General features: G+C 61.1%; 22 protein-coding genes and 1 tRNA gene. 20 read left to right on the top strand and 3 right to left on the bottom strand.

Going from position 1 to position 22,667, the window contains the following annotated elements:
• Window positions 1–83 precede the first annotated feature (83 nt).
• Genes CBW50_RS01580 through eutC form a run of 5 tightly spaced genes read left to right on the top strand, consistent with a single transcriptional unit; the run spans window position 84 to window position 4,960 of the window.
• Window positions 84–644, top strand: coding sequence for a GbsR/MarR family transcriptional regulator (locus CBW50_RS01580; RefSeq protein ID WP_226935411.1), 561 nt, complete (start codon window positions 84–86; stop codon window positions 642–644).
• Window positions 641–1,285, top strand: coding sequence for a DUF4166 domain-containing protein (locus CBW50_RS01585; RefSeq protein ID WP_086143866.1), 645 nt, complete (start codon window positions 641–643; stop codon window positions 1,283–1,285). Before CBW50_RS01580 ends, CBW50_RS01585 begins: the two co-directional genes overlap by 4 nt.
• On the top strand, window positions 1,282–2,745 hold the full coding sequence (locus CBW50_RS01590; protein WP_086143867.1) for a TIGR01777 family oxidoreductase: 1,464 nt from the start codon (window positions 1,282–1,284) through the stop codon (window positions 2,743–2,745). Before CBW50_RS01585 ends, CBW50_RS01590 begins: the two co-directional genes overlap by 4 nt.
• A 43-nt stretch (window positions 2,746–2,788) precedes the next feature.
• Entirely contained in the window at window positions 2,789–4,177 is a 1,389-nt protein-coding gene (locus CBW50_RS01595) for an ethanolamine ammonia-lyase subunit EutB (protein WP_086143868.1), read from the top strand.
• Between the two features lie 9 nt (window positions 4,178–4,186).
• Window positions 4,187–4,960: an ethanolamine ammonia-lyase subunit EutC gene (gene eutC / locus CBW50_RS01600; protein WP_086143869.1), complete on the top strand. Its 774-nt coding sequence runs from the start codon at window positions 4,187–4,189 to the stop codon at window positions 4,958–4,960.
• On the opposite strand, the gene tsaD is transcribed toward eutC, so the two are convergent.
• Window positions 4,961–6,001 (bottom strand): tRNA (adenosine(37)-N6)-threonylcarbamoyltransferase complex transferase subunit TsaD, encoded by a 1,041-nt coding sequence (tsaD, locus tag CBW50_RS01605; RefSeq protein WP_086143870.1) that lies wholly within the window; start codon window positions 5,999–6,001, stop codon window positions 4,961–4,963.
• A 210-nt stretch (window positions 6,002–6,211) separates the two neighbouring features.
• Between tsaD and CBW50_RS01610 the strand changes: the two genes are divergently transcribed.
• Entirely contained in the window at window positions 6,212–6,622 is a 411-nt protein-coding gene (locus CBW50_RS01610) for a nitrite reductase (NAD(P)H) small subunit (RefSeq protein WP_086143871.1), read from the top strand.
• A 103-nt stretch (window positions 6,623–6,725) separates the two neighbouring features.
• Here CBW50_RS01610 and CBW50_RS01615 read toward each other — a convergent pair whose 3' ends face one another.
• On the bottom strand, window positions 6,726–7,787 hold the full coding sequence (locus tag CBW50_RS01615; RefSeq protein ID WP_086143872.1) for a 3-deoxy-7-phosphoheptulonate synthase: 1,062 nt from the start codon (window positions 7,785–7,787) through the stop codon (window positions 6,726–6,728).
• Between the two features lie 150 nt (window positions 7,788–7,937).
• On the bottom strand, window positions 7,938–8,615 hold the full coding sequence (locus tag CBW50_RS01620; RefSeq protein WP_139842368.1) for a hypothetical protein: 678 nt from the start codon (window positions 8,613–8,615) through the stop codon (window positions 7,938–7,940).
• Window positions 8,616–8,773: 158 nt separating this feature from the next.
• Here CBW50_RS01620 and ybiB point away from each other — a divergent pair, with 158 nt between their 5' ends.
• From ybiB to CBW50_RS01685, 14 genes are all read left to right on the top strand, one after another.
• Window positions 8,774–9,766 carry a DNA-binding protein YbiB gene (gene ybiB / locus CBW50_RS01625; RefSeq protein ID WP_086143874.1) on the top strand — a complete coding sequence of 331 codons (993 nt, stop codon included), beginning with the start codon at window positions 8,774–8,776 and terminating at the stop codon, window positions 9,764–9,766.
• A 56-nt stretch (window positions 9,767–9,822) separates the two neighbouring features.
• On the top strand, window positions 9,823–11,037 hold the full coding sequence (locus CBW50_RS01630) for an NAD(P)/FAD-dependent oxidoreductase (RefSeq protein ID WP_086143875.1): 1,215 nt from the start codon (window positions 9,823–9,825) through the stop codon (window positions 11,035–11,037).
• Between the two features lie 182 nt (window positions 11,038–11,219).
• Window positions 11,220–11,432 (top strand): 30S ribosomal protein S21, encoded by a 213-nt coding sequence (rpsU, locus tag CBW50_RS01635; protein WP_008451879.1) that lies wholly within the window; start codon window positions 11,220–11,222, stop codon window positions 11,430–11,432.
• Between the two features lie 196 nt (window positions 11,433–11,628).
• Complete coding sequence (locus tag CBW50_RS01640; RefSeq protein WP_070287781.1) at window positions 11,629–12,081, top strand: GatB/YqeY domain-containing protein; 453 nt, start codon at window positions 11,629–11,631, stop codon at window positions 12,079–12,081.
• Between the two features lie 129 nt (window positions 12,082–12,210).
• Window positions 12,211–14,007 carry a DNA primase gene (dnaG, locus tag CBW50_RS01645; protein ID WP_076567825.1) on the top strand — a complete coding sequence of 599 codons (1,797 nt, stop codon included), beginning with the start codon at window positions 12,211–12,213 and terminating at the stop codon, window positions 14,005–14,007.
• A gap of 464 nt (window positions 14,008–14,471) precedes the next feature.
• Window positions 14,472–16,712 carry an RNA polymerase sigma factor RpoD gene (rpoD, locus tag CBW50_RS01650; RefSeq protein WP_086143876.1) on the top strand — a complete coding sequence of 747 codons (2,241 nt, stop codon included), beginning with the start codon at window positions 14,472–14,474 and terminating at the stop codon, window positions 16,710–16,712.
• 110 nt (window positions 16,713–16,822) lie between these two features.
• A tRNA-Ile gene (locus CBW50_RS01655) sits at window positions 16,823–16,901 on the top strand.
• 483 nt (window positions 16,902–17,384) lie between these two features.
• The gene (locus CBW50_RS01660; RefSeq protein WP_226935409.1) at window positions 17,385–17,726 is read left to right on the top strand and encodes a hypothetical protein; all 342 of its coding nucleotides are present in this window, start codon (window positions 17,385–17,387) and stop codon (window positions 17,724–17,726) included.
• Window positions 17,727–17,732: 6 nt separating this feature from the next.
• Window positions 17,733–17,966, top strand: a complete 234-nt coding sequence (locus tag CBW50_RS01665; protein WP_139842369.1) for a hypothetical protein — start codon at window positions 17,733–17,735, stop codon at window positions 17,964–17,966.
• Window positions 17,967–18,240: 274 nt separating this feature from the next.
• A complete protein-coding gene (locus CBW50_RS01670) occupies window positions 18,241–18,456 on the top strand; it encodes a major coat protein (RefSeq protein ID WP_086143878.1) in 216 nt (71 codons plus the stop codon).
• A 57-nt stretch (window positions 18,457–18,513) separates the two neighbouring features.
• On the top strand, window positions 18,514–19,740 hold the full coding sequence (locus tag CBW50_RS28585; RefSeq protein WP_139842370.1) for a hypothetical protein: 1,227 nt from the start codon (window positions 18,514–18,516) through the stop codon (window positions 19,738–19,740).
• A gap of 2 nt (window positions 19,741–19,742) precedes the next feature.
• Window positions 19,743–20,078, top strand: coding sequence for a hypothetical protein (locus CBW50_RS28590; protein WP_139842371.1), 336 nt, complete (start codon window positions 19,743–19,745; stop codon window positions 20,076–20,078).
• Window positions 20,079–20,087: 9 nt separating this feature from the next.
• On the top strand, window positions 20,088–21,233 hold the full coding sequence (locus CBW50_RS01680) for a zonular occludens toxin domain-containing protein (RefSeq protein ID WP_086143879.1): 1,146 nt from the start codon (window positions 20,088–20,090) through the stop codon (window positions 21,231–21,233).
• The gene (locus CBW50_RS01685; protein ID WP_139842372.1) at window positions 21,230–22,537 is read left to right on the top strand and encodes a type II secretion system protein GspD; all 1,308 of its coding nucleotides are present in this window, start codon (window positions 21,230–21,232) and stop codon (window positions 22,535–22,537) included. Before CBW50_RS01680 ends, CBW50_RS01685 begins: the two co-directional genes overlap by 4 nt.
• The last annotated feature ends 130 nt before the right edge of the window (window positions 22,538–22,667 follow it).

Here is a 22,667-nt window from a genome sequence, read left to right on the forward strand (position 1 = left end):
GGCAGTGATTTGTGGCCGAGAAGCGCAGCTGTGCTTGAGCACAGTGAGCATCGCAGACCGCAAAGCGCGACGCGGAGTAGATTATGGTAGGCGTTCTGAGTCCGACGACGCAGAAATATATTCTGCACTGGGGGGAAATGGGCACCCGCTGGGGCGTCAACCGCACGGTGGCGCAGATCCACGCGCTGCTGTTCCTGGCCAATGAACCGCTGACGGCGGAAGACATCGCGGCCAGCCTGAACGTGGCCCGCTCGAACGTCAGCAACAGCCTGAAGGAATTGCAAAGCTGGGGCCTGGTGCGCATCACGCACGTGATGGGGGACCGGCGCGACCATTTCGTCGCCCTGCAGGATGTGTGGGAAATCTTCCGCGTCATCATGGAAGAGCGCAAGCGGCGCGAGATCGACCCCACGCTGACGGTGCTGCGCGAGTGCGCGATCGAGGGCGAGCATGATGCGGCGATACCGCCGGCCACCCTGGAGCGCATGGGCGAGGTGCTGGCCTTCCTGGAAATGCTCAGCTCCACCTACAGCGACTATAAAAACCTGCCGCCGGCGACCCTGCAGCGCATGCTGTCGATGGGCGGCAAGGTGGCCAAGTTCCTCAGCCCGGACGACAAGCCGGGCAAGCCGGGAAAAACATGAACGGCCCGTCCGAAGGGGAGCTGTTCAAGAAGGTCATGGGCGAGCAGTGGCTCGCCCTGCACCCGGACATCCGCCGCCGCTTCGAGAAAAATCCCGCGCCGGGCCAGCCCCTGTATTACCGGGGCGAGCTCAGTGAACTCACGAGTTCGCGCCTGGGCAAGGTGCTGGGCTGGCTCACGCGTCCCTTCATCGACGGCGCCCTGATCCCGCATGACGATCACGACTTCCCCGTCGATATCGAAGTGTATTCGCGCCCCGGCTGTCCCTTCATCTTCAAGCAGCGCACCTACCGCCTGCACGGGCGCGCGCCGATCCGCTTCACGTCCTACATGGCGGAAAGCGCAACAGGCGAAGTGCTCGAATACGTGGGCATGGGCCTGGGCATGAAGCTGGTCCTGCACGTCGAGGATGGCAACCTGCATTTCACCAGCGACGGCTATTTTTGGGATCTTTTCGGCTGGCGCATGCCGCTGCCCGGCGTGCTCACGCCCGGCAAGACCTATCTGTGCCACCGCAACGATACGCCGCAGCAGTTCAACATCCGCATCGAGATCCGCCACGCCCTGTTCGGCACCACGTTTACCCAGGTCGGCGTGTTCCGCGAGTCCGCCGCGCCGGGAATTCACAAGGAGACACCATGAATACGCATCTGCTGGCACTGCAACTGATGGCGGCGCAAGGCTGCCTGGGCGCCTTCGACACCATCTACCACCATGAAATCACGGAAGCGCTGCCGCAAAAAGCCTCGGCGCGCCTGGAACTGACCATCCATGCCACGCGCGCGCTGATCTACAGCCTGCTGTTCGTCGGCCTGGCCGCCTGGGAGTGGCACGGTGCCTGGGCCTGGGTGCTGGTGATCGTGTTTGGCGTGGAAATCGTGCTCACCCTGTGGGACTTCGTTGTGGAAGATCAAACCCGCCTCTTGCCCGCCACGGAGCGGGTCACGCATACGGTGCTGGCGATCAACGCGGGCGCCTTCATCGCCCTGCTGGCCTTGAACAGCAGCGAATGGGCGAGCTTGCCGACGGCCCTCGTGTGGCGGCCGTATGGCTGGCTCAGCGTCTTCCTCGCCCTGTGCGGCGTGGGCGTGGGCCTGTCCGGCCTGCGCGACGCGTATGCCGTGTGGCAGCTGGGCCGGCGCAAGGTGCAGGAGACAGCGGAGCAGGAGGAGCGCCTAAGCTTTGCCGCCGCGCCGCAGTCCGTGCTGGTGACGGGCGCCACGGGTTTCATCGGCCAGCAGCTGGTCAGCGCCCTGCTGGCCGACGGCCACGCGGTGACGGTGCTGACGCGCCAGCCCAAGCAGGCCGCGTGGACCTTCGACGGCCAGGTGCGCTGCATCGACTCGCTGGACGCATTGTCGGAGGCGCAGCGCATCGACATGGTGGTCAACCTGGCCGGCGCGCGCATCGTCGGCAAGCGCTGGACGCCAGCGCGCAAGGCGGCCCTGCGCCGCAGCCGGGTGGCGCTGACGCAGGACCTGGTGGCCTGGATCGCGCGCGCGCAGCACAAGCCGAGGGTGCTGCTGTCGGCGTCGGCCATCGGCTATTACGGCGTGCAGCCGCAGGGAGACGCCACGGAATTGACGGAGGACAGTGCCCCGCAAGCCATCTTCATGTCGCAGCTGTGCCAGGAATGGGAGGCGGCCGCGCGCCAGGCGGAGCAATATGGCGTGCAGGTGGGCCGCCTGCGCTTCGGCCTCGTCTTCGGCCACCAGGGTTCGCTGCCGCAGATGCTGCTGCCGATCCGCTTCGGCGTGGGCGGCCCGCTCGGCAGCGGCAGGCAGTGGGTCACCTGGGTGCATGTGCGCGACGTCATCCGCGGCATTGCCCACCTGGCGCGCCGCAGCGAAGACCATGCGGTGAACGGCGCATATAACTTCTGCGCCCCGGACGCCATCGAACAGCGCCGCTTCGCCCAGGTGGCGGGCGCCGTGCTGCACCGGCCCGCCTTCATGCCCATGCCGGCGTGGCTCATGCGCGCCTTGCTGGGCGAGCAGGCTGACCTGCTGGTGGAAGGCCAGCGGGTCGCCCCGCGCCGCCTGCTGGCCGACGGATTTAGCTTCCGCTATCCGCAGCTGGAAGGGGCGCTGCGCAGCCTGTAGCCTGGCGTAGAATGGGCCATTGGGATGCCTTGGAGCACAATCTATGCCCCGCTTCAGCCATACGATAGACAGCCATGTTTACCAGTTTGCCAGCCTGAAGGAGCTGCTGGCCAAGGCCACGCCGCCGCGTTCGGGCGACGTGCTGGCCGGGGTGGCGGCCGCCAGCGCGCGCGAGCGGGTGGCGGCGCAGCTGGCGCTGGCCGAGGTACCGTTGTCGGCCTTCCTCAATGAGGCGCTGGTGCCGTATGAAGACGATGAAGTCACGCGCCTGATCGTCGACACCCACGAGCGCGCCGCCTTTGCGCCGATCTCCCACCTGTGCGTGGGCGACTTTCGCGACTGGCTGCTGGACGACGCGACGGACACGCCCACGCTGTCGCAGGTGGCCGCCGGCATCACGCCGGAAATGGCGGCCGCCGTCTCGAAAATCATGCGCCTGCAGGACCTGGTGCTGGTAGCCCGCAAGTGCCGTGTCGTCACGGCTTTGCGCAATACCCTGGGCCTGGAAGGGCGTCTGTCCGCGCGCTTGCAGCCGAATCATCCGACGGATGACGCCACGGGGATTGCCGCGTCGATGCTTGACGGCCTGCTGCTGGGCAGCGGCGACGCCGTGATCGGCATCAATCCCGCCACCGACAATGTGGCGCAGGTGATGTCGCTGCTGCAGCTGCTCGACGCCGTCATAGCTCAATATCAGATTCCCACGCAGTCCTGCGTGCTGACGCACATCACCAACACGATCGAAGCGATACGCCGCGGCGCGCCCGTCGACCTGGTGTTCCAGTCGGTGGCGGGCACGCAGGCGGCCAACCGCAGCTTCGGCATCGACCTGGCGCTGCTGGCCGAGGGCCGGGCGGCGGCCCTGTCGCTGGGGCGCGGCACGGTGGGCAACAACGTCATGTATTTCGAGACGGGGCAGGGCAGCGCCCTGTCGGCCGGCGCCCACCACGGCATGGATCAGCAGACGTGCGAGGCGCGCGCCTATGCGGTGGCGCGCGCCTTTCAGCCGCTGCTGGTCAATTCCGTGGTGGGCTTCATCGGCCCCGAATACCTGTACGACGGCAAGCAGATCATGCGCGCGGGGCTGGAAGACCATTTCTGCGCCAAGTTATTGGGTTTGCCCATGGGCTGCGACGTGTGCTACACCAACCATGCGGAAGCGGACCAGGACGACATGGACGCCTTGCTGACCATGCTGGGCGTGGCCGGCTGCAATTTCATCATGGGCGTGCCGGGCGCGGACGACATCATGCTCGGCTACCAGAGTACCTCGTTCCACGACGCCCTGTATGCGCGCCGCGTGCTGGGTTTGCGCCCTGCGCCCGAATTCGAAGCCTGGCTGGCGCGCATGCAGATCACGGATGCGCAGGGAAATCTGAACGTGGCGCTGGCGCCGGCCTTCCAGGCGGCCCTGCTGCGCCTGGGCGGCTAGGGAGGATACATGGACAAGAATATACCGAGGCAAACGCTGCGCGCGCATACGGCGGCGCGCATCGCGCTGGGGCGCAGCGGCGTGAGCGTGCCGACCCGCGCGCAGCTGGCGTTCCAGCTGGCCCACGCGCAGGCGCGCGATGCCGTGCACGCGGCGCTCGATGGCGAGGCCCTGGCGCGCGACTTGGCCGCGCAGGGGCAAGCCTGCGTGCCCCTGCACAGCGCCGCCGCCACGCGTGCCATCTACCTGCAACGCCCCGACCTGGGACGCCGGCTCGACGACGTATCACGGGCGCGCCTGACCGGAAATAGCAAGGGCGTGGACCTGGCGCTGGTGGCGGCCGACGGCCTGTCGGCGCTGGCCGTGCAGCGCCACGCGGCGCCCTTCCTGGCCGCTTTGCGCGCACGGCTGGCGCTGGAGGCGTGGACGTTGTCGCCGCTATACATCGTGGCGCAGGGCCGGGTCGCCGTTGGCGACGAGGTGGGGGAATTGATCAAAGCGCGGGCCGTGCTGGTGCTGATCGGCGAGCGGCCGGGCTTGAGTTCCCCGGACAGCCTGGGCCTGTACCTGACGTGGGCGCCCAAAGCAGGCTTGCTGGACGAGCGCCGCAACTGCATCTCGAACGTGCGCCCGGAAGGCCTGGCATATGCGCCGGCCGCGTACCGGCTGCATTATTTGCTGTCGCAGGCATTTACCCGGCAGTTGTCGGGCGTGGACTTGAAGGATGAAACGGTGGCAGAGGGCGCGGCCCTGGCGGGCGCGCGCAATTTCCTGCTGGCGTGATCAGACTTCGCGGATTTCGTCCAGCGGCCAGCGCGGGCGCACGTTGAACGAGTAATCGTGCTTGGCGGCGTCCGGGTTGATCTGCAGGCGCATGGCGCCGGCAAAGGCGATCATGGCGCCGTTATCGGTGCAGAACTCCAGCTCCGGGTAATACACCTTGAAACGCTTCTTGGCGGCGGCCGCGTTGAGCGAGGCGCGCAGCTGCGCGTTGGCGCCCACGCCGCCGGCGATCACCAGGCGCTTCAAGCCAGTGTGCTTGAGGGCCGACACGCATTTGGCCGTCAGCACGTCGACGATGGCGTCGACGAAGCCGCGCGCGATATTCGCCTTGTCCTGTTCGCAGATATTGGCGATGACTTTTTCTTCATGTTTCTTGACCACCGTCAGTACGGCCGTCTTCAAACCGGAGAAACTGAAATTGAAATCCTTCGAATGCAGCATGGGGCGCGGCAGTTTATACGCCAGCGGGTCGCCGAATTCGGCCAGGCGCGAAATGGCGGGGCCGCCCGGATAGCCAAGGCCCAGCAGCTTGGCCGACTTGTCGAACGCTTCGCCGGCCGCGTCATCCAGGGTTTCGCCCAGCATCGTGTACTGGCCCACGCCGTCGACGCGCATCAGCTGCGTATGGCCGCCCGACACCAGCAGCGCGATGAAGGGGAATTCCGGCGGCTCGGAGGCCAGCAGCGGCGACAGCAGATGGCCTTCCAGGTGGTGGATGCCCAGCACCGGCTTGTTGATGGCCAGGCCCAGGCTGCAGGCGACAGACGACCCCACCAGCAGCGCGCCGGCCAGTCCCGGCCCTTGCGTGTAGGCGATGGCGTCGATCTCGGGCAGGGTGATGCCGGCCTTGGCCAGCGTTTCATCGAGCAGCGGGATGGCGCGGCGGATATGGTCGCGCGACGCCAGTTCGGGCACCACGCCGCCATATTGCTCGTGCATGGCGACTTGCGAGTAGAGGGCGTGCGACAGCAGGCCGCGTTGCGTGTCGTACAAGGCCAGGCCGGTTTCGTCACAGGAGGATTCGACGCCAAGAACAATCATGAAGGTACTGAATAGGGAGGAGTAATCCGCCATTGTAAAGGAAAGCCGGGCAGTCCACCGTGCGGCCGGCGCACCATTTCGGCGGCAGTGTGCACTTGCGCAGTGCGGCGCGGGCCGGTTTTGGCCGGGATTTCGCCCGCCTTGCGCCTGGGCCGGCACTGGCACCGCTCTTGCTTAGACAAGCGTGTGCCTTTTTCAAGGGAGCTTGCGATGCCGGAACAATGGAAAATGATTTGCCGCCTGAAGGACATGCCGCTGGCGGGCGCGCGCATGGTGCAGCGGGGGCTGGCGTGGCAGGATTTGCCCGGTGTGGCGCTGTTCCGCGCGGCGGACGACACGGTGTATGCGCTGCTCGACACGGTGCCGTGCCTGGGCGGCCCGCTGGCGCATGGGGTGCTGATGGAGAAAAACCTGATGGGGCCGAAGCACGGCTGGATCATCGAGCTCGATTCGGGCCGCCTGGTGGCGCCCGTGCAGGCCATGGCGCGCATGTATGCCGTGCGCATCCAGGATGGACGCATCTACCTGGACGTCAATGAACTCAATATCCCGGCCAGCAAGGCGGAGCAGGCGCTGGCGGGATCGTACGCCGTGCTGCCGCATGTGCAGATGGCAGTATGAAGAAAAAAAACGGCGCACAGGGCGCCGTTCATTGAGGGGGGCAGGCTAGACGACGCCAGCCAAAACCGCAACTACCGACGCGCAGCAGGTTTTGGCAGGCGTATTACGCCGGGCGGCTTAGCAGGTGCGCATGCGCATCGCGCAGCATGGTGGCCGTCGTGTCCCAGTCGATGCAGCCGTCCGTGACGGAGCAGCCGTAGGTCAGTTGCGACAGGTCTTGCGGGATCTTCTGGTTGCCGCTGACGATGTTCGATTCGATCATCACGCCCACCAGAGAGCGGTTGCCCTGGCGGATCTGGTTGACCACGTCGCCCATCACCAGCGGCTGCAGTTCCGGCTTTTTATAGCTGTTCGCGTGCGAGCAGTCGACCACCAGGTTGGCTGGCAGCTTGGCCTTGGCCAGCGCCTGTTCGGCGATGGCGATCGAGACCGAATCGTAGTTCGGACGGCCGTCGCCGCCGCGCAGCACGACGTGGCCGTAGGCGTTGCCGCGCGTGCGCACGATGGCCACATTGCCTTCGCCGTTAATGCCCAGGAAGGAGTGCGGGTGCGCCGACGACAAAATCGCGTTGACGGCGATGCTGATGTCGCCGTCGGTGCCGTTCTTGAAGCCGACCGGCGTCGACAGGCCCGACGACATTTCGCGGTGCGTCTGCGATTCCGTCGTGCGCGCGCCGATGGCCGTCCAGGCGATCAGATCGCCCAGGTATTGCGGCGAGATGGGGTCCAGCGCTTCGGTGGCGGTGGGCAGGCCCAGTTCGCACACGTCGAGCAGGAACTGGCGCGCCTTTTCCATGCCTTCGTTGACCTTGAACGAATCGTCCATGTACGGGTCGTTGATGTAGCCCTTCCAGCCCGTGGTGGTACGCGGTTTTTCGAAATACACGCGCATCACCAGCAGCATCGTGTCCTTGACTTCCTCTTGCAGCGCCTTCAGGCGGCGCGCGTAATCGAGGCCGGCGACGGGGTCGTGGATCGAGCATGGCCCGACGACGACGAACAGGCGCTGGTCCTTGCGGTCGATGATGTTGCGCAGCGCTTCGCGGCCGCGGCTGACGGTGTCGAAGGCGCTTTCCGACAGCGGCAGTTTGGCGTGCAGTTCGGCTGGCGTCGGCATGGGCGCGAAGGAGGTGACGTTGATATTTTCGATGTCTGGCGTATTCATGATTCTGGCTCGGCTTTCGCTATTGCGTTCTTTAAGAGGCAATAGTGTAGCGGAAATGCGGCCTGGCGGCGGGGATGGGGCCAAAACGGGAATGCATGAGTTGTTTTTATGGCAGGGCCGGCACGCCGCCGGCCCCTTGCCGCCGGACGCTCAGTGGCCGCCGGCCAGGCTGGTGCCGGCGCTGTAGCGGGCGATGCGCTGGTAGTTGCCGGCCAGCTCGGGCGGCCGGGCCAGGCCGGGATGGCGCCGCACATGCGCGAGGATGGCCGTTTCATGCTGGCGTATCTGCGCGTCCAGGCAGGCGATTTGCTGGCGCAACAGGGCGTGCAGCGCGTGCTGGCCAGCCCGCAGATAGGCGTCGAGGCGCGCCGACTCCTGCTTGCGCACGCCTACGATGGCGTGCAGGCGGCGCAGCCACAGGCGCAGTTCCACGTAGGCGGGCGAGGGCGGCGTCCAGCAAGCGGGGCGTTTGTCCTCGCAGTAATTGGCCAGCACCACGGCGCCGTGCGCCGCGTTCTCGGGCAAGCCTTGGCCGTGCAGATAGCCTGCCAGCTGCGCGGGCTGGGCATCGCAGACCAGCATGCCCATGTCCGCCAGCGCGCGGGCCGGCGCCTCGCTGTACGGGGCGTCGAGGCGCATGCAGACGCGCAAGCCCATGACGGGCACGTCGTTCCTTTGCAGCCAGCTGCGCAGCCAGCGGTAGCCGGCCACGTCGTTTTCCAGCACCTTGCACAGTACGTCGCCGCCCGAGCGCAGCACGGCTTTCAGCAGCAGTTTGCCCGTTTCGATGCCGACAAAGGCAGTTTCCTGTTTGATCGCGTGTTCCATGATGAGTCCTCCCTGCCATCTTGTACGCTGGCGCGGCGCCGGCGGATTCAGGTTTTTTCGGGCGGCGGGCGGGCCGCGCATGCGCGTGCCCTGTTGCATCGGCGCCAATCACGGCGCCAGGGTAGCGGCCCCGCGGAAAATCCGTGTAAGCTGGCGCCATGACGACTGTACCCATCCCCCATACCGACGTGGCCGGCGAGCCATTTCCCGCCGCGCGTTTCATTAAAGAAATAGGACGCGGCAAGAACGGCGCGCGCAGCATGACGCGCGATGATGCCCGCGCCCTGTACCGCGCCATGCTCGAGGGCCGCGTGTCGGACCTGGAGCTGGGCGGCATTTTGTTGTCCATGCGCATCAAGGGTGAGTCCGTGGACGAGATCGCCGGCTTCCTCGACGCTGCCGAGGCCTCGTTCGCGCCGCTGGCCGCGCCGGCAGGCGCGTTCGCCCCGATCATCATTCCCAGCTACAACGGCGCGCGCAAGATGGCGAATCTGACGGCCCTGCTGGCGCTGCTGCTGGCGCGCGCGGGCGCACCCGTGCTCGTGCATGGCGTGACCAGCGACCCGGGCCGCATCACGACAGCCGAAGTGCTGGCCGCGCTGGGCGTGCCCGCTTCGCTCGACCATGCGCAAGCCGAGGCGGCCATGGCGCGCGGCGAAGCGGCCTTCCTGCCGATCGAAGCGCTGGCGCCGCGCATGGCGTATCTGCTGTCGCTGCGGCGCGTGCTGGGCGTGCGCAATTCCACGCACACGCTGGTGAAAATCATGCAGCCGTTCGCCGGACCCGCCCTGCGCCTGGTGTCGTACACGCACCCCGAATACCTGGAAATGCTCGGTGAATATTTCCTGAGCGCCTGTGATCCCGCGCGCGGCGACGCTTTCCTGATGCGCGGCACGGAAGGCGAAACGGTGGCCAACGCCAACAAGGCGCAGCAGATCGACTGGTTTCACGACGGCGAGCGCACGGTATTGGTGGAAAAGCAATTGCTGGTGGAAGAACTGCCGCATTTGCCGGCCGAGCGCGACGCGGCCACCACGGCCGCCTGGATCGCCGCCGTGCTGCGCGGCGAGGTGCCCGTGCCGCCGTCGATCGCGGAGCAGGTGGAACAATGCCTGATGGCATCGCGGCAGATTGCAGCACGGCCGCGCTAGCCGCGCCGCCGCAGTTTACAATGGCGTCTTTGTAATCAGCGGTGACCGGAATTCTTATGGCAAAACAATTTGATGTGGCAGTGATCGGCGCGGGCGCGGCCGGCATGATGTGTGCGGCTGTTGCCGCCCAGCAAGGCAAGCGCGTGGTATTGATCGATCACGCGGCCAAGCTGGCCGAAAAGATCCGCATCTCGGGTGGTGGGCGTTGCAACTTTACCAATATCAACGCCACCCCGCAAAATTTCCTCTCGGAAAATCCGCATTTCTGCAAGAGCGCGCTGTCGCGCTACACGCCGCAGGATTTCCTCGCGCTGGTGAAAAAATACCGGATCGGCTACCACGAAAAGCACAAGGGCCAGCAATTCTGCAATGAATCGGCCGAGCAGATCATCGACATGCTCAAGGATGAGTGCGCCGCTGGCGGCGTGCATTGGCGCATGCCGTGCAAGATCGACAATGTTGCCCAGCAAGCCGACGGCGGCTTCGTGCTGCAGACGGACAGCGGCGACATCGAGACGGCCAGCATCGTCATCGCCACGGGCGGCCTGTCGATCCCGAAGATCGGCGCCACCGATTTTGCCTACCGCATCGCCAAACAATTCGACTTGCAGATGGTCGAGCCGCGTCCGGCCCTGGTGCCGCTGACGTTCGACCCGGCCAGCTGGGCGCCGTTCGCGGAATTGTCCGGCATCGCGCTGGAAGTGGACGTGGAGACGGGCAGCCTGAAAGGCCGCAAGGCCACGGGCGCGCGCTTCCGCGAAGACTTGCTGTTCACGCATCGTGGCCTGTCGGGTCCGGCAATTTTGCAGATTTCCAGCTACTGGCTGCCGGGCGAGCCCATCGTCATCAACCTGCTGCCGGAAGTGGACGTGGCGCAGACCTTGATTGAAGGCAAGGGCACGCTGAAGAAGCAGCTGGGCAATATCGTCGCCCAATGGCTGCCGCAGCGCCTGGCCGACTGCCTGCTGGCCACGAACGGCCTGGCGCCGGACGCGCGCATCGCCGACATGCCCGACGCGCAGCTGCGCAAGCTGGGGCAGGCCATCAATGCCTGGTCCATCGTGCCCAACGGTTCCGAAGGCTACCGCAAGGCCGAAGTGACGCGCGGCGGCATCGACACGCGCGAGCTGTCGCAGCAGACCATGATGGCCAATAAGGTGCCGGGCCTGTATTTCATCGGCGAATCGGTGGACGTGACGGGCTGGCTGGGCGGCTACAACTTCCAGTGGGCCTGGGCTTCCGGCGTGGCGGCAGGTATTGCCTTGCAGTAAGCAAGTCTGTAGGATGGGGTTCTGGCGCCCGGTGCGCCGCCCCCGGTGCGTGGTTTACGCCACATTCCGGCAATGACTGCAGGCTGCATGCCGCACGCAAGTGGGGAGGGGCTTCCCTTTCGCAATAAAAGCTGCTACTATCTATCTCTTCCTATACACCACCTCAACGGTTTGAATTTTACATGACCACTATTCGCCTTAAAGAAAACGAGCCGTTCGAAGTCGCAATGCGTCGCTTCAAACGCACCATCGAAAAAACGGGTCTGCTGACCGAATTGCGCGCACGCGAATTCTACGAAAAGCCAACAGCTGAGCGCAAGCGCAAGCTGGCAGCTGCTGTCAAGCGTCATTACAAACGCATCCGCAGCCAACAACTGCCGAAAAAATTATTCTAAGACTGTTCAGTCAGAACCAACCCGGGTAGTTCGGCGCATTGTACGCCACGGGTTTTGTTTTGATTCGCCTGGAGTGATACTTCAGATGAGTCGCATACCCGCTCCGGTTCGCCGCAGCGGGTTTTCGCTTTTGTGGCCCTTACTTGTTTCTGGCCGCGCACGAGCACCGTTCCCATACTGACCAACGAGGATTGCCATGAGCTTGAAAGAACAAATTACCGAAGACATGAAAAACGCCATGCGCGCCAAGGAAGCGGGCAAGCTGGGCACGATTCGCCTGTTGCTGGCGGAAATCAAGCGCAAGGAAGTCGACGAGCGCATCGAATTGACGGACGCCCACGTGACGGCCATCGTGGAAAAGATGATCAAGCAGCGCAAGGATTCGATCACCCAGTTCGAAGCCGGTGGCCGCGCCGACCTGGCCGACATCGAAAAAGCCGAACTGGTGCATTTGATCGGCTACATGCCTGCCGGCCTGTCGGACGAGGAAGTGGCGGCCGAGGTGGCTGCCGCCGTGGCCGCCTCGGGCGCCGCCGGTCCGCAAGACATGGGCAAGGTCATGGCCATCGTCAAGCCGAAGCTGGCCGGCCGCGCCGACATGACGGTGGTGTCCGCCCTGGTCAAGAAGGCCTTGACGCCGGCAGCCTAAGCCTCATATGCAGTGTATTGGCTGCCGGCCCAGGTCGGCAGCCGCTCAATCGCCCACACGTTGACCTGGCTCAACCTCCGGCCACGTGCGGTAGTATAGTCTGACCTATAACAAGACCCGCCCTCGCCAGTGATACCTCAATCCTTCATTTCTGATTTGCTCAACCGCGTCGATATCGTCGATGTCGTGGGCCGCTATGTGCAGCTGAAAAAAGGCGGCGCCAATTTCATGGGCTTGTGCCCGTTCCACAGTGAAAAGTCGCCCAGCTTTACCGTCAGCCCCACCAAGCAGTTCTATCACTGCTTCGGCTGCGGCGCGCATGGCACCTCGATCGGCTTCCTGATCGAGTACTCGGGCATGGGCTTTGTCGACGCCGTCAAGGACCTGGCGCAGAACGTGGGCATGGTCGTGCCGGAAGCGGACGACAAGATCCCGCCGGCCCAGCGCGCGCAGATCCAGGCGCAGAGCCTGGCCCTGTCCGACGCCATGACGCAGGCCTGCGATTATTACCGCGGGCAATTGCGCCACGCGCCGGAAGCCATCGCCTACCTTAAAAACCGGGGCTTGACGGGCGAAGTGGCCGCGCGCTTCGGCATGGGTTTCGCGCCCGGCGGCTGGGACAACCTGCGCTCCGTTTTTCCCGACTACGACGTGGTGGCCCTGGCCGAAGCCGGTCTCGTGATCGACAAGGTCGATGAAGAAGGCAATAACCGCAAGCGCTATGACCGTTTCCGCGAACGCATCATGTTTCCGATTCGCAATACCAAGGGCCAGGTCATCGCCTTTGGCGGCCGCGTGCTCGACCATGGCGAACCGAAATACCTGAACTCGCCGGAAACCCCCTTGTTTTCCAAGGGTTTCGAACTATATGGGCTGTTCGAGGCGCGCCAGGCCATCCGCGACGCCGGCTACGTGCTGGTGACGGAGGGGTATATGGACGTGGTGGCGCTGGCGCAGATGGGTTTCCCGCAAGCCGTGGCGACCCTGGGCACGGCGTGCACGCCCACCCATGTGCAAAAACTGCTGCGCCAGACCGATAACGTGATTTTCAGCTTCGACGGCGACAAGGCCGGCCGCCGCGCCGCCCGCCGCGCGCTGGAAGCGAGCCTGGCCCATGTGTCGGACAATAAAACGATCAAATTCCTGTTCCTGCCCTCGGAACACGATCCGGACAGCTATATCCGCGCATTCGGCGCCGAGGGTTTTGAGCAGCAGGTGCATGAAGCCATGCCGCTGTCGCAGTTCCTGCTGAAAGAAGTGTCGGGCGAGCATGATCTGTCGGAGCCGGAAGGGCGCGCCCGCGTGCAGTTCGACGCCAAGCCCCTGCTGCAGCTGATGGCGCCGTCGTCCCTGCGCCTGCAGATCGTGCGCGGGCTGGCGCAGCTGACGCAGTCGACGCCGGCCGAGATCGAAGCCCTGTTCGAGCTGGCGAAACCCGTTGCCGTGGCGCACCGCGCGCCGCCGAAATCAGGCCGCCCCGTACCCGTGGGACTGGAATTGAAGATCATGCGCATGCTGGTGGCGCATCCGCCGCTGACCTTGCAGATCGACGAGGCCGCGCTGACCGCCTTCCAGCACCTGGGGCCCGACGCGGCGCACAGCCTGGGGCAGCTGGTGGCCGTGGGCCAGGCGCTGGGCGAGCACGGCAGTTTTGCCGCGCTGGCGCAGCAGTTGAAGGAACTGGGCAGCGAGTACGACGAGATCATCGGCGAGATCGCGGCCGGTACGGAATCCGATTACGACAGCGAATTGTCGTGGCTGGTGAGCACCATCCGCGAGATCAAATTGAATGCCTTGAAGGCGGAATTGCAGCAATTGTTTGCGTCGGGTTTGCCATCGGAGAAAATTGGTGTACGCTACCGCGAAATCATGCAGGAGCAGGGGGAGCTGGAGCGCCAGCGCGATGCCGAGTTGGTGAATCGCTAATCTTGCCCTGATGGTATGGCGCGCACTGGAAAAACATTTTTCGCGTGCTATAATTAAATGCTAAGTATTGTGTGCTTTGGCAAGCTAGTTCTGTTTCGTAAATAGTATTTGTTTTCAGTAAGTTAGGCTCTTGATCGGCGCGGTGGATCGTGTCGGCAGCCAGGGCCAACTGGCGTTTTCGGCGTTGCGGGCAAGGCTCGCAGGCGCTGGCAAGCCGCGCCAGGCTCTCGCTCCCAACGCGGTCGATGCAGGAATTTTTGCCGAGGCGGCTGGCAACAGCCGGTGGACAGGAATTGCTGCGCTTCCCGCGGATCGTGGCCGATGAGGTGTAAGTAACGTAACAGTGTCGAACCTGAGTTGTCGGCAGGTTCGGAGATGGTGGTTCCCGCAGGTAGACAGGGAACTGGCAGCAAACTTTATCCTAATCCACCGTAAAGCAAGTCGTTGTGTAATCGAAAGCGCCTGTGCCAATCAAGAAACCCGAATCCAAAGCGGCTGCAAAGCCCACCAAAGTTACCACGAAAGCCGAAAAGGCGCTCGACCGGCCCGAAGCGCGCGTCACCAGCGCGCCCGTGGTCAGCCAGACCACCGACGCCGCCACCCTGGCAGCCATCGATACGTCCGGTTATGTCTTGCCATCGGTAAAGGTGCCAGGCCGCCGCGGCCGCAAGCCAAAAGAATTCCAGCCAGAAAATGATGAAGTCGCCGCCCTGAACGCCGTCGAGCGGGCCGAACTGAAGGCCGTCGACAAGGCCAAGGCCAAGGACCGCAAGGCCAAGGAGCGCGCGCTGCTGAAAGACGCGTTCTCGTCCGACACGGAAGCGAGCGAGGAAGAACTCGAGCGCCGGCGCCAGAAACTCAAGACCCTGATCAAGTTCGGCAAGGAACGCGGTTTCCTGACGTATGCGGAAATCAACGATCACTTGCCCGAAAACATCGTCGATCCGGAAGCCATCGAAGGCATCATCGGTACCTTCAATGACATGGGCATCGCCGTCTACGAACACGCGCCGGACGCGGAAACGTTGTTGCTGTCCGATAACGTTGCCGTCGTCACCAGCGACGACGAGGCGGAAGCGGCGGCCGAGGCCGCATTGTCGACCGTCGACTCCGATTTCGGCCGCACCACCGACCCCGTGCGCATGTACATGCGCGAGATGGGCTCGGTCGAGCTGCTGACGCGCGAAGGCGAGATCGAGATTGCCAAGCGCATCGAAGATGGCTTGAAAGACATGATCCAGGCCATTTCCGCCTGTCCCGTGACGATCGCCGAGATCATCGCCGCCGCCGACCGCATCGCCAACGAAGAGATCAAGATCGACGAAATCGTCGACGGTCTCGTCGATGAGAACGAACCGGTCGCCGCCGCCCCTGTCGTGGCCGCGCCCGTCGAGGAAGACGAGGAAGAGGGCGAAGCGGAAGAAGAGGAAGAAGAGGAAGAGGAAGAAGCGAGCGCTTCGGGCGCCGCCGGTTTCTCCGCTGAACAGCTGGAAACCCTGAAACGCACGGCGCTGGAAAAATTCGCCGTCATTTCGCAGCAATTCGACCGCATGCGCCGCGCCTTCGAGAAGGAAGGCTACAACTCCAAGCCCTACGCCAAGGCGCAGGAAGCCATTTCGCAAGAGTTGCTGGGCATCCGCTTCACCGCCAAGGTGGTGGAAAAGCTGTGCGACACCCTGCGCGGCCAGGTGGACGAAGTGCGCCATATCGAGAAACAGATCCTCGACGTGGCCGTGAACCGCTGCGGCATGCCGCGCGCCCACTTCATCAAGGTCTTCCCCGGCAATGAAACCAACCTCGATTGGGTCGATGGCGAAGTCAACGCAGGACACGCCTACAGCGCCATCCTGGGCCGCAACATTCCAACCGTCAAGGAACTGCAGCAGCGCCTGATCGACCTGCAGGCGCGCGTCGTGCTGCCGCTGCCGGACTTGCGTAACATCAATCGCCAGATGGCGGCCGGTGAAATGAAGGCGCGCAAGGCCAAGCGCGAAATGACGGAGGCCAACTTGCGCCTGGTCATTTCGATCGCCAAGAAATACACGAACCGGGGCCTGCAATTCCTCGATTTGATCCAGGAAGGCAATATCGGCCTGATGAAGGCCGTCGACAAGTTCGAGTACCGCCGCGGCTACAAGTTCTCGACGTATGCCACCTGGTGGATCCGCCAGGCGATTACCCGTTCGATCGCCGACCAGGCGCGCACGATCCGCATTCCCGTGCACATGATCGAGACGATCAACAAGATGAACCGGATTTCCCGCCAGATCCTTCAGGAAACAGGCGCGGAACCCGATCCGGCCACCCTGGCGATCAAGATGGAGATGCCCGAGGACAAGATCCGCAAGATCATGAAAATCGCCAAGGAACCGATCTCGATGGAAACGCCGATCGGCGACGACGACGATTCCCACCTGGGCGACTTCATCGAGGACAACAACACCCTGGCCCCGGCCGACGCAGCGCTGCACGCGTCCATGCGGGGCGTGGTCAAGGACGTGCTCGATTCCCTGACGCCACGCGAAGCGAAAGTGCTGCGCATGCGTTTCGGCATCGAAATGTCCACCGACCACACGCTGGAAGAAGTGGGCAAGCAATTTGACGTGACGCGCGAGCGCATCCGCCAGATCGAAGCGAAGGCGCTGCGCAAGCTGCGCCACCCATCGCGCTCCGACAAGCTGAAAAGCTTCTTGGAAGGCAACTAGAAGCCAATAGGGCTTGACGTGCGCCCCTGATACCCCTATCCTCGCGTGTCCGTTTCCAAAACGGCCGCGCGAGGCAGGTTTCAATAGCGCCGCCACGCCGCAGTCCCCCTGGGCCTCTAGCTCATGCTTGGTTAGAGCAGCGGACTCATAATCCGTTGGTGCCGTGTTCGACTCACGGGAGGCCCACCATTATCTTGCAACTGCAATTTGAAATTTTTCGATTTGTGGTTGCGTTCTTCTTCTGCTAGCGCCTCAAAGGCCACGGCAGGGTCTACGCCAGCTTCTTTTACGATCTTCAGGGCCGTATTGAAGTCTGGCATACGTTCCCCCTTCACATACTTCACCAGCGTTGAGTTTGGCAGTCCCCACAGCTTGGACATCGCCAGCGTTGGGCGTCCCTTCATTGCATTTTCTATCAATTCTGCATAGTTCATAGTTATTTCCTGTTTGCAATTTACACGTTTGGACAATATTATGTGTTTGTCCAAACGCGCAAATGCTTGTCCGTTTGGGTAAGTAAACGATAGCACATCTAGGTTGAATGTAAACCGCTCAGTCTCCGGCCCACGGGCCGCCTGTTTGCCCACTGGTACGCCTTGGGAGGTTTTTTCGGCTGCTGATCCGTGCAAAACACAATCGCTCTAGCGGGCGACTTACTCCAAGGAAAAGACCATGAAAAACACTATCCAAATTTTGCACGTCACCCAAGTGGCTGGCCGTTCGAAAAAAACCGGCAATGACTACGATATGCGCATGGCGCAATGCATCGTCCATAAGCCAAACCGCGATACCGGCGTCATCGAGCCGTTAATCGGTGAGCTGGTCTTGCCGGAGCGCTTCAAAGATACGCAACCGGGCATGTATGAGGTTGAGTTCGAAGTGTCGATCTCGCAGGACAAACGTGTCGGCGCGCAGGTCTTTTCTATCACTCCAATTTCCGCTGCTTCCCAAGCAAAACACGCTGCAGCGGCTCCCGCCGTCAAAGCGAACCCAGGTCAACAAGCCGCCTCGTAATTTCCCATGCCTTCCTGCGTCGATTCCACACAAATGACCGGGCCGGATGCTCCGTCCGGTGCCGTGCTGTACACGGTGTCTAGCGCTCCTACTGAGTTGGCTGCATGTGCCTATGTGGTTGAGTCAGGCCCTGAGTATGTGGCTGCTGTGGCGGCGCAGGAAAAGGCTGTTGATATATTTTTTGTGGCGGCGGTGGTGGTGCTGTTCGCGTTGGGCTGGATTGCAGGGGCGCAACGATGATGCTGCTTGAAAGTCTTTGGCCGATTCTGTTTTTAGCTGGCCTGTTCTTCTGTGCTGTGCACTTGGTTAAGTACATCATTTCCCGGTTTTTGGAGCATAAATAATGACCGTTGCCGCTGCTGTTGGTTACGCCTTGAGTGCGTTTGGCATCGGGTATGCCGCTGGTGCGATACAGCGAGTTATTCGGCGCTCTATCGAAATTTTGGATTAGTAGTCTTTTGGCGCAGGGTCGTCGTCAATCGTATGTAGACCGTTATTTTTAAAGGATGTGCAAATGAACAAAAATATCATGCGTGGTTTGGCTTTGGTGGGCGCGGTTGCTGGTTCGGGCGTCGCTGCTGCTGCTGATGATCCGGGCGTGGCTGCGATCACGGCGTTGTCCGGTCAGGCTACGACCTACATCACGGCGGCCTTCGCCGTCGCCGTTCTGGTCGCCGGTGGCTTCTGGGGCATCAAGATGATGAAGAAGGCGTTTTCGAAGGCTGGCTAATTCGTCGGCGTTCGGGCGTACAGGGCGGCTTATGTCGCCCTTTTTTATTGGATAGAAATGAAAAATATTTTATTCCTCTTGATGATGGCTTTTTATATTCAGCCAGTCTCTGCTGGCGGCATTTATTTCCAGGGTTCTGATGGACTGATATATACAAGCGTTGAGGAGGCTTGCCAGAAATATGCTGCCCCGGCCGGGCGCCAAAACGAAATAGTTAGTGTTAAAGAATATGAGGAGGATAAATTTTATTGCGAGGTTAAGCCATATGGCGGCACCGTTACACGCGGTGTATATGTCACTAAAGTTGGTGACTGCCTAGATGGTGATAGTGCTGGAACGTATAAAATTTCATCTGCCTATTACAAGCGGCTTCCTAACGGTGAATATAAAGTAGTTCAACAAATTATTCAGGATAGTAGTTTGTTGAATACTTCATATTGCATTGATAAATGTATAGCCAAGGTTAGGTCTAAAGACGATTTAGGCAAGTCGACTGAGGGGCCTGCTGATCCTAATGGCGTGTTCTTGTTTTCTTGGAATATGAAGCTGACGCAAAACGGTGCACGCTGTACCTCTAAAAAATTACCTGATACGGTCGTTCCGCCTTATACGGGGTCGGGTGACCCGCCTAAGCCGACTGATCCTACTGATCCGACTAAGCCAACTGATCCGACTAAGCCAACTGATCCGACTAAGCCGACTGATCCGACTAAGCCGACTGATCCGACTGATCCGACTAAGCCGACTGATCCTAGTAATCCTGGCGGCACTCCTGGCGGCACCCCAGGCGGCACCCCAGGCGGAACTCCTGGCGGAACCCCAGGCGGAACCCCGGGCGGAACCCCAGGCGGAACCCCGGGCGGAACCCCGGGCGGAACCCCAGGCGGAACTCCTGGCGGAACCCCTGGCGACAATCCTGGAGGCAGTAAGCGCGGTTGCGGCTTACCGGGTGATGCTCCATGTCGCATTGATGAAAGTGGTATGCCGGATGTTGATAGGGCTTCGGGGGATGTGTGGCTCAAGGAAGTTAGTGATACCAATGAAAAGGGATTGGAAAGAATCGGTTCTCTTGTTAAGGAGAAATTCGGTGCTGGTGATTGGTTCCCGACAATTAGTACCGCTGTTTGTAGGAATCCGATCGTAGCTAATCCGGTGACTGGTGGTTCATATGAGGTAGATGTTTGCACGTATGTAAATATATTTGCTAGATTTATTTCAGGCGTTATTTGTTTCTTCGCTCTTATTGGTTCAATTCAACAAATTTCTTCAGCTTATAAGGCTTAATCATGCCGCTTCTTGGTCAATTGCTCGTATCGATCATTACATTTTTGATTACTATTTTTGGAAGATTTATGGTTGCTGAGAAGGCGTTTAGGCTCTCGGCTGTATTGATATTTGTAGGTTTGGCTTCGGCGCTTTTGGCGACAGGACTTTCTTGTGCTCATGGTGTTTGTGCCCAGGGTATTTCTGGCATTTCTTCTTCGCATCCTAGTTTTGCAATCGGTCTTGGCATAGCTTTTAATTCGACTACGATGGCGGCTGCATCTTGTTATTCGACGGTGTGGCTTGCTTGTCAGATATATGTGATTAACAAAAAAGGTATTAACCTTGTGACTAAGTAGGCGGTTGAAATGGCTGTTTACGCAATTACGGGCAAGCTCGGGAGTGGCAAGGGCAAGGCGGCAATCGATCAGATCAGGCGTTACCTGCGTGACGGTAAGAGGGTGGCTACAAACTGTGATGTGTTCCTCGAACACCTGATGCCAGCTCGGGATAGGAGTGTTGTTATTCGGGTTCCTGATAAGCCGTCTGCTGTGGATTTGTACATGATCGGCAGTGGTAATCGCTTTATCGATTTTGAGCCGATATTGCAGCATGGCCGTGCCGGGATCACGGCTGTTGCGCCTTCGCCTAAGTTGCTGGCGGGGTTTGACGAGCATCACAATGGTGCGCTCATCCTCGATGAATGTGGTTCCTGGCTGAATACCCGCAATTTTCAGGATAAGGGCCGTGCTGAGATGCTGGAATGGGCTATCCATGCGCGCAAGTATGGATGGGATGTGTTTTTCATCATGCAGAACATCAGTCAGGTCGATAAGCAGTTGCGTGATTCGCTGCTTGAATATGTTGTCAGGCTGAACCGTTTGGATCGTATGCGGGTGCCAGTCTTAAGCCCTGCTATTGCGTTGATGACTGCCGGTGCTGCTAGCGGTAGCATGCCTCGCTTGCATATCGGTGTGGTGCGATTGGGGGCGTCTCCTGACGCTTTGGTGGCGGATCGTTGGTATTTTCGTGGTGATGATCTGAACAACGCTTACAACACGACGCAAGTCTTTTCCGATACCTATCCGCACGGTACCCACTCGCTGCTCTCGTCTTGGCACTTGTCCGCCGTTGCTGGTGTTCCTCCCGATTTCATCGGGCCATTGCAGGCGACGCCTGCTGCTTTGCCGATGTTGAGCTATCGCGCTCTTCCTCCTAAGCCACCTCACAAACATATGACTAAATTTCTCTTTGTTGCGCTGTGCCTTGGCGCCGCCCTGGGCGTGTTTGGCTATCACTTCGGTAAGCCAGTGCTTGCGCCGACGATTGTCCAAAAACAGCCCGAAATAGTTGCATCAAAAAATCTCACTGGCATTGGTTATATCGCGCGGGGAAGTGTCTACGTTGTCACTTTGTCGGATGGCCGTAGTGTTACCGCGTTGCGTTTTCGTTTCGTTGATGGCGGTTGGCTTGCGCTGGTCGATGCTGATACCTGGGTGAAGGGTTCGATGTGAAAAAATTATTTATACTGTTTATTTGGTTGCCGTGCGTTGCTTTTGCCGCAGGTCAGCCAGTCTCAATACAGCTTTCTTCCGTGTCGCTTGTCGCGTTTGCGCAGGCTACTTTCAAGAATATGTTGGCGCGTGATTTTGTCATTTCCCCGGAGGCTCAGGCCCTTGATCGCAAGATTACGGTGTCGGTGAGTTCCCTTGATGCTGATCGGTTGCCGACGTTTGTCGAGGGTATTTTGCGCGACCAGGGCATAGCATCTGAATTGCGCGATGGCGTCTACTACCTGCGTGCTGCGCAGTCTTCGGCTTCTGTTTCATCTGCTATTCGTCTAACGTCCGTTGATGTTCCGGGCGGCGATGCCGCTTCTGCGTTTTTTGATAGGCCGATATTGCGCCCTGTGCGTGCCGATGTTGAGGGTGGTGCTGTTGATCCGGTGCCGGGTGCCTCTGGCCGGCGGCGTGATGCTGAGTCTGAAGTGTATGCGCCGGCTGGCCGTTCGGCTGATTTCTTGGCGGGGGTTGTCGCGGCTGCGTTTGGTCCGCGTAGTGCGGTTGCGGCTGGCAATCAAATTGTGCTGACGGGTAGCGCGTCCGAGTTAAACAAAATGCGTGTCTTGCTCGGTGCGCTCGATCAGTTGCCGCGCATGGTCGATGTGTCTGCGTCCTGGGTCGAGGTCACGGATAACGCCAGCTCGGGCCGCGGTATTTCCATCATGGCCAATGTGCTGGGTGCTAAGTTCGGCGCGTCGCTTGGCAGTGTCAATTCGGCCTCCGCCATCAGCTTGCGCAACACCAATTTCCAGCTGGTGATTGACGCGCTCAATACCGACGGCCGTTTCAAGCAAGTGTCGAATAGCCGCATTGTGGGCGACGATTATCAAAAGATGGTGCTGACGGTGGGCGATGAAACGCCGACTATTGCCAGCACGGGCAAAGACAATTCCGGCAACAGTGTTCAAAACATCGTTTACCGGCCTTCTGGCGTCATTGTCGACGTACTGCCCAAGGTGCTCGGCAACGGCAAAATCAATCTTGCCATCGATGGGCAAATATCCAGTTTCAAACCAACTGCCAGTGGCGTGACAGGTTCTCCCACGCTGATTAAGCGCCAGGTGAAAACGGCGGTGACGGTCAACGATGGCGAAGTGCTGTTGATTGGCGGCCTGAACGATGCGCAAACCGTCGATAGCTCCTCTGGCTTCTCGTTTCTGCCGTCTTCGTGGGCTGCTCGATCGGGGACGAAGCTGCATACCGATCTGGTGCTGATCTTGAGTGCGCAGGTTCCCCGAACGTCAGAAAAACGGTGACTTGTCACGTTAATTCCGGGGTGACGGCACAAGCGGCCCGGAGGGCAAAATCTTTGAGGGCATATCGAAGTCGGCGGTTGATTTTGAAGTAATGGCGTCAGGTGGCCCGTGCGCATCGGAGCGAGGAGCG

It is taken from the genome of Janthinobacterium sp. GW458P (assembly GCF_002127585.1).
GTDB lineage: Bacteria > Pseudomonadota > Gammaproteobacteria > Burkholderiales > Burkholderiaceae_D > Janthinobacterium.